Origin of the sequence: Sandarakinorhabdus sp. (genome assembly GCF_032115815.1) — a bacterium.
GTDB lineage: Bacteria > Pseudomonadota > Alphaproteobacteria > Sphingomonadales > Sphingomonadaceae > Sandarakinorhabdus.
Genome location: NZ_JAUMBI010000105.1, coordinates 1 through 2,693, shown reverse-complemented (window position 1 = coordinate 2,693; position 2,693 = coordinate 1). Strand labels below are relative to the sequence as shown.

The 2,693-nt window shown below is 65.9% G+C and carries 4 protein-coding genes; 1 reads left to right on the top strand and 3 read right to left on the bottom strand.

What is annotated here, in order from left to right:
* Positions 1-226: 226 nt before the first annotated feature.
* Positions 227-1,057 (bottom strand): L,D-transpeptidase family protein, encoded by an 831-nt coding sequence (locus RT662_RS06435; RefSeq protein WP_313669878.1) that lies wholly within the window; start codon positions 1,055-1,057, stop codon positions 227-229.
* An 81-nt stretch (positions 1,058-1,138) separates the two neighbouring features.
* On the opposite strand from RT662_RS06435, the gene RT662_RS06430 reads away from it, so the two are divergent.
* Positions 1,139-1,762 carry a murein L,D-transpeptidase catalytic domain family protein gene (locus RT662_RS06430; protein ID WP_313669877.1) on the top strand — a complete coding sequence of 208 codons (624 nt, stop codon included), beginning with the start codon at positions 1,139-1,141 and terminating at the stop codon, positions 1,760-1,762.
* 80 nt (positions 1,763-1,842) lie between these two features.
* Here the strand turns inward: RT662_RS06430 and RT662_RS06425 are convergent, their stop codons facing one another.
* Together RT662_RS06425 and RT662_RS06420 are read right to left on the bottom strand one after the other, a co-directional pair.
* Complete coding sequence (locus RT662_RS06425) at positions 1,843-2,499, bottom strand: peroxidase family protein (protein WP_313669876.1); 657 nt, start codon at positions 2,497-2,499, stop codon at positions 1,843-1,845.
* A partial coding sequence (locus RT662_RS06420) for a hypothetical protein (RefSeq protein ID WP_313669875.1) occupies positions 2,493-2,693 on the bottom strand: 201 nt, incomplete at its 5' end. The genes RT662_RS06425 and RT662_RS06420, both read right to left, overlap by 7 nt.

Below are 2,693 nucleotides of genomic sequence, written 5' to 3'. Positions count from 1 at the left end.
TCCGCGCGGCCCGAAGGCACAAGCTTACCCTCGCAAACCTTCGCACTCAAAGCACGATCGCGGATGCCTTTGGCGAAGAGCTTTGACTAATGAGCGCTTATCTCGTTGCTACAGCTGGCGCCCATGTTTAGCCACGTTGGCCCTAAAGACCCTTAAAAATTAGCCGTTTGATGTCGATACGATAATAGAAAGAGAGTTGGTTGGGAGACGCTCTCGCACCGCCAGATCAAAGCGCGCAGTCATCGCCGGCTGGCGCCGCACCGCTTGCGCCGCGGTCCAGCTTGTAGACGTCATCGAACAGCCGCAGCGTGCCGTCATCACCCACTTCGGCGGTGAAATAGCCGACGATCACCGGCAGCGGCTCGGCCAGTTGCAGACGCTGGGTGTCGGGGTTGGTTTCGCGCACGGTGTTCAGGCTGTCGCGGCTGGTGGGCTCGCCAAGCAGGGCGGCGGCGAAGGCGAAGGGATCATCCACCCGGATGCAGCCGTGGCTGAAGGCGCGCTTGTCCTTCTCGAACAGCTGGCGCGACGGCGTGTCGTGGATGCCAATGCTGTAGGGATTGCGGAAATCCAGTTTCATCAGGCCCAACTGGTTGTGTGGTCCCGGCCGCTGGCGATAACGATCGCCGTCGCGCACATAGCCTTGGGCTGCGGCCTTCTTCGGATTGCGCGCCACAAGCCGGCCCACGCTTTCGATCACGATGCTTTTCGGCACTTCCCACCACGGGTTGAGGATCACGCCGGTCACACTGCCGGCAAAGCGCGGGGTGGGCGTTTTGGGTTTGCCCACGATTGCGCGCCAGGTGCCGGTGCGCAGCTTTCCGTCATACAGGCTGATCTCATAAGCCGGGATATTGACCAGCAGCCAGCGGCCGGCCGGCGGTGACGGCAGCGCCTGCCACCGCGCGAGACTGGCCGCCACTTTCAGCCGGTCATTGTCCGCAAGCGGGGCCAGATCGACGGCGGCGAGGCGCTCCATTGCAGACGAAGGCGGCGGCGTCACCGGCTGGGCGACAGCGGCCGCCGCGAGCCAAAGACTGCCCGCAAGGGCCGCCACGGCGACAATTGGCCGACGATTCGGGGCAGTTGGGCGATGCATCACTGTAATACGCACGAGTGTGCCTTATGTTCCCGATCAATGGCTATCCGTGAAAACCCCCTCTCCCGCCGCGCCGTCCTTGGTGGTGCAGCGCTCGGCAGTGCGGCGCTTGCCGCCGCCGGCCCCGCGCTCGCCTCGCTGCCCCACGCCGCTGCCCCGCATCCGCGCCTGCTTGAACGCGCCCGCGATGCCTTTGCGCGCCACAGCAGCCGCATCAGCGCCCGCGATGTCGTCGCCATCGCCGATTACAGCCTGCATAGCGCCTTCCCGCGCTTCTTCCTGTTTGCGCCCGAAAGCGGCCAGGTGACCAGCTTGCGCGTCTCGCACGGCCGCGGTTCCGATCCGGCGCACAGCGGCTATCTGCAGCGTTTCTCCGCCCAGCCTGGCTCCGCCGCCAGCAGCGCCGGCGCCTATCTCACCGGGGCGGCGTACATTGGCCAGCATGGCCGTTCGCGCCGGCTGATCGGGCTGGAACCGGAAAACAGCACGGCCGAAGCCCGCGCCATCGTCATCCACGGCGCCTGGTATTGCGAACCGCAGGTGCTGAAGCAGACCGGCAAGCTGGGCCGCAGCGAAGGCTGCTTTGCCTTCAGCCAAACCGATGTGGAACTGGTGCTCGAACGGCTCGGCCCCGGCCACCTGCTCTATTCGGGCCGCGCCTGAACCACCCAAAAGGAAAAGCGGCGCTTCCCGGGGGGAGAAGCGCCGCTCCGGTCCAGCCCTTGCAGGGCCGGACCTATCCCTTACTTGCCGGCGCGATCGCGGTTCATCACCTTGGTCCACGCCTTGGCAAAATCGCTGACCATCTGCTTGTGGCCATCGGCGGCGCCATAGACTTCGGCCACCGCCCGCAGTTCCGCATGGCTGCCGAACAGCAGGTCCACCGGGCTCGCCGTCCACTTCTTCGCGCCCGTGGTGCGGTCCACACCGTCATACAGGCCTTCGGTTGCAGACTTCTGCCATTTGGTTTCCATGCCGAGCAGGCCCACGAACCAATCGTTGGTCAGCACACCCGGCTTGGCGGTGAACACGCCCACCTTGCTGGCGCCGGCGTTGGCATCCAGCACGCGCAGGCCACCCACCAGCACGGTCATTTCCGGTACGGTCACGCCCAGCAGATTGGCGCGGTCGATCAGGCCTTGCGTCGGGTTGTATACGCTGTCCGCCGTCCAATAGTTGCGGAAGCCATCGGCCTTGGGCTCCAGCGCGGCAAAGCTGGCCACATCCGTCTGCGCCTGCGTGGCATCGGTGCGGCCCGGCGTGAAGGCCAGCGTGATCGCCACGCCGGCATCAGCCGCTGCCTTTTCCACCGCGGCATTGCCGGCCAGCACAATCAGATCGGCCATGCTGATCTTGCGCGCGCCAGCCTTGTTGAAATCGGCCTGCACCTTGCTCAGCACGGGGAGCACCTGGCCAGTTCGGCCGGGTTGTTGATCGCCCAATCCTTCTGCGGGGCGAGCCGCAGCCGGCCGCCGTTCACCCCACCACGGCCATCGGTGCCGCGATAGGAAGCCGCCGCCGCCCAGGCGGTGCGGACGAGTTCCGGCACGGTCAGGCCGCTGGCCAGCACGGTCGTCTTCAGGGTCGCCATATC